This window comes from Oleiphilus sp. HI0132 (assembly GCF_001635845.1).
In genome coordinates this window covers 1-4,582 of record NZ_LWGJ01001457.1, presented here as the reverse complement: position 1 = coordinate 4,582, position 4,582 = coordinate 1, and the positions used below count along the sequence as shown (strand labels likewise).

Below are 4,582 nucleotides of genomic sequence, written 5' to 3'. Positions count from 1 at the left end.
AGATAGCAAAATATTTAGGCAGCATTAAAGAAGATGATCAGGGTGCACGAAAGTCCGACCCAGCAGTATGTGTTGTCGAGGCAGGCACCGGCACTGGAAAAACGCTTGCTTACAGCATTTCAGTGCTCCCTCTTGCTTTAGCGCAAGGTAGAAAAGTTATCGTTTCTACCGCTACAACCGCTTTGCAAGATCAGGTCATGAGCAAGGACCTACCTGAGCTAGCGAAATACTCCGGCCTTGATTTCAACTATGCCCTGGCAAAAGGTCGGGGTCGTTACCTTTGTCTGAGCAAGCTGGATCAACAGCTTGATAATGTCAATAGCGATACTACTGCGTTACCGCTATTTCTAACCCAGGAAGATAGCGTTTCTACCGATAAATCTGAGCTAGAGGTGTATCTATCTAAATACGCTTCAGGAGCTTGGGATGGCGACAAAGATACCTGGGAAAGCGTGATCGAACCTGAAGTTTGGCGCAGTCTATCGACTGATAATCAGCAGTGCAGCAAGCGCCGTTGCAGCTATTTTAATTCTTGCCCTTATTATGAAAGCAGAAAGACCTGGGACAATGCTGACATTGTCGTGGTTAATCATGATCTTTTGTTATCAGATCTGGCTTTGGGTGGTGGCGTTATATTGCCAGCACCCGAGCAGTCTATTTTGGTACTGGATGAAGGGCACCATTTGGCAGATAAGGCACTCAATCATTTTACGGTTCAAGGCGGTCTTAAAAGTACCGATAACTGGCTCAAGGTGCTTAGCAAAGCAATGGTGGAGCTTTCACCTTATTTATCGCAGGGTAATTTTCTTCACAAAAATATTGAGGATATTTCCTTGGTATCTACTCAGCTACATGACTGGATTACACGTACTTATGATTACCTTGCTCAGGAAATTCAATGGGATGAAGAAGACAATAATAGTGTCAAACGATTTCGCTTCCCACAGGGAGTTATACCCGAAGCGCTTTTAGATGCAGCGCAAGAACTAAAAGTTTTGTTTGCGAGTTTATGTCGTTTGCTTGACGATATTCGAAACGAAATGAACAAAGTTGTTGATGAAAAATCAGATTGCGGTTTATCTCGAGAAGAAGGGGAGCAATGGTTTCCTGTTATTGGTGCATTGTGTGACAGAGCCGAAGGTTTGCACGCGCTTTGGATGTTCTACGGAAAAGTTGAAAAAGAAGGTGCGCCGCCGAATGCGCGTTGGTTAATGCTGCGTGAATATGAAAACGCTGCCGATATTAGCTTGCATGGTAGCCCATTAAGCGCGGGTGGCTTGCTTCACGAAGCGTTGTGGAAAAAGTCTTACGCAGCAATATTAACCTCCGCAACATTAACAGCGCTTGGCAAGTTTGACCGACTTGCTCACAAAGCAGGTTTACCCGCTGATAGTGTTTATCATCGAGTGCAAAGCCCGTTTGACTTTAATCAAGTTGCCAAGCTGGTAATTCCTCCAATGACATCGTCAGCTTCAGACCCTGAACAGCACACTCAGGAAATATCCTCAAATCTGGCAAACTGGATTGGTGATGATCAAGCTGTATTAGTTTTATTCAGCTCTAGAAAGCAAATGAATGACGTGCTTTATCAAATAGACCCGGTCTTACGCAAAGATATTATGACCCAAGACGAATACTCAAAGCAGGAGCTGGTAAACAAACATAAAGCGCTTATAGATTCTTCAAAGCGAAGTATTTTGTTTGGCTTGGCTTCCCTCGCTGAAGGGATTGATTTGCCAGGCAATTACCTTACGCATGTTGTTATTGCCAAAATACCGTTTTCTGTGCCTAACGACCCTTTAGAGCAAAGCATTAGTGAGTGGCTCGAGGCGCAAGGTCGAAACCCGTTTATGGAAGTGACCGTGCCAGATGCCAGCCTTAAGTTGATTCAAGCTTGTGGTCGTTTGATTCGGACGGAGAAAGACACCGGCCAGGTGACGATTCTTGATAATCGGCTGCTCACCCGTCGTTACGGTAATCTCTTGATCAATTCATTGCCGCCATACCGTCGACAGTTTGGCTAAGCAAACCTGCTGAATCTATAAAATTTAGGCAAAAAAAAGCGGCGGATGATGCCGAACTATCATCTCGCCGCGTTCACAAGTCGGGCCTTGTAGGGAAGCCCTGATCGGAAAACTAATACCTGAAAGACGCAAACATCGCTAAGTAAAAGGCCTGAAGTTTTTACTTAGTACTGCTTGTTTCGATGAGTTTATAATAGGGCTTAGTCAGGCTTAATTAGATCGTCCATAAGGCTTACGCCTAGGCTTAAGTGATATAAAGTGTGATGCGCATCACACTTTATGATCTCGTATATTAGATCAGACCAATGCTTCGTGCTTTTGATAAAGCCTCTGTACGACTCTTTGCTTCTATCTTTCCATATAGGTTGCGAATATGTGCTTTGACGGTGGCCGGTGCGAGGCTTAGCTTCTGAGCGATCTCTTTGTTTGCTAAGCCCTGATCAATCAGGCCGAGCACTTCAAGTTCGCGCGAGCTAAGAGGTTCTAGCAATTGCTTATTGCTCTCCAATGCTGCTGCGCCAGGCAGTTCATCTTGTTGAACAGGCTTGGTCTCATTGCTTAATCCTAATGTTGCGCTCAATTTCTGCAAATAGCTGTCAGGTATGCTGGGATCAGCACCCAGTGCTAGAACCGGAAGAAGCTCAACAGCCTCATTGGTGTAAACAGAGATGAAGCCGTCCTGTGATGCGAGATGTAATGATTCTTTAATTGCTTCTTCGGCTTCTTTTGAGTTGTGGAGGCTATGGTAGATTGAGGCAGAAAGGTTCAATACTTGAATCAGGTTGTATACATGGTGCTTAGAACGAGTCTGTTCAGCAAGACGGTTAATTACTTCCAATGCAAGTTTATAATTACTTTGCGCCGCAAAAATCCGTGCTTTTGTTAGGTTAATATCCTCATAGTTTAAGGGGACAGCATTAATGCTTTCTTCGTTTAGTTCATTTATCACAAATTGAGCTTTCTCTATCATCCCCATTGATAAAAGGCAGCGAGCCTTTAGTGCGATGATACTTGGTGGAGTGAAAACGATGGAGTCTCGTTTGTGCTGATAGGTATGCCATGCATCATCCAAGCATTCGATAGCATCGACATATTTGCCCTGTGCAAAATAAAGCATTGCTTGGGTGTACTGAATGATTATGTGCTGGCCTGGCTCTGTCCCAATTTCCAAATGTCGTAGCAAGGGGTTGATGTACGACTGAGCGATAGTAAATTCGGCTTTCTCTGTATATATCAATGCCAAGGCACTATTTTGCCAACAAGAAATTATTCTAGGTTGAGAGCTGTCGTGATAGCTATCGATCCATTGTTGGTTAATAATCCCGGTTTCTAACGCTTTTTCAAGATTACCTTGGTAAAAATAGATCCATCCAAGCAGGCCGCTGCTTGATAGCACCGTGGTATATTTCTTCTCTCGCTTGCCATGCTCAATTGCTTCGCTCAAAGCAGCTTCCGCAGACTCCAGGTCACCGACAGCGAAGCTATCAAGACCAATTCCGTAATAGGTGACGGATTTAAGGGGCATCTTGGTTGTATCGAGCTCTTTCAGAACATCTTTAGTTAATTGTCCTGCGCTCTTTAGGTCTGACTGGCTGCGAGCCAGATAGGCCCGAATAAGCGAGATCTCACTATGTAAGTCAATTAATTCACTTGCGCTAGTTTCAATGCAAAGCAAGCGTTGCTTATCAATAAGGAGTTCCAGCTCTTCTAGCAAAGGGGCAATCACTTCAATTTTGTTACTGAAGAACAATGCCCAGATCTTAAGCATAATCGCGCGGGGAGACTGGCTAAATAGCTTTTCGGGTACTTTTCGAAGCCACTCTAAAACGAGTAAGTGATGCCCTTCATGTATTAGGTTGTTACCATTTTTTTCAAGCAATTGTATTAAAAGATCCCAATCTTGAAGTTGAACAACTTGCTCTATCGCTTCATGGGCTTGTTCATGCGTGACAAGCCACTCAATAGCGCTTTTCTGCAATGTTTCTAGAAGTGTTGGTTGCTCTACTTTAATTTTTCGAAGGAGCGACTCTCTAAACATCTCATGATAACGGTACCAGCTATGTTCATTATCTAAGGGGGTAATGAAGAGGTTTGCTCTATAAAGGTGGTCAAGTATCTTCGCAGAACCCTGGATATTAAGCATCGAGTCGCAAAGCTGCGCGTTTAAGCGGAGTAAACATGAAGACCTCAATAAGAAGTCTGAAACATTTTGCGGCTGTTGAGAGAGAATTTCACTCACAATATATTCGCTCAGATGCCTATCATCTGAAAGAAGCCTATCTACAGATATGAGCGACTGGTCAGCCTTGGGAGTGGAGACGGCGGATAGCGCTGCAAGTTGTAATGCGGCTATCCAGCCCTCACTGGATGCAAACAAGGAGTCTACTTGCGCATCACTTAACGATAGATTCATATAATCAAGAAGAAAAGCTTTAGATTCTTCAATAGAGAAGGCCAAGTCTGATGATTGTATTTGGTCTACCCAGTTTTTTACACTCCAACGAGAGATCGGAAGCGAAGGTTCGAACCTGCATGTGATGATAATTTGAACAGAAGGT

2 protein-coding genes are annotated in these 4,582 nt (G+C 43.9%); one reads left to right on the top strand and one right to left on the bottom strand.

All coding sequences use genetic code 11. From position 1 onward, the window contains the following. The coding region (gene dinG, locus A3766_RS22405; protein ID WP_068642998.1) for an ATP-dependent DNA helicase DinG at positions 1 to 2,024 on the top strand (2,024 nt) is incomplete at its 5' end. Between the two features lie 292 nt (positions 2,025 to 2,316). Here the strand turns inward: dinG and A3766_RS22400 are convergent. Next, positions 2,317 to 4,582: LuxR C-terminal-related transcriptional regulator (locus A3766_RS22400; RefSeq protein WP_068642996.1), on the bottom strand; the 2,266-nt coding region annotated here is incomplete at its 5' end.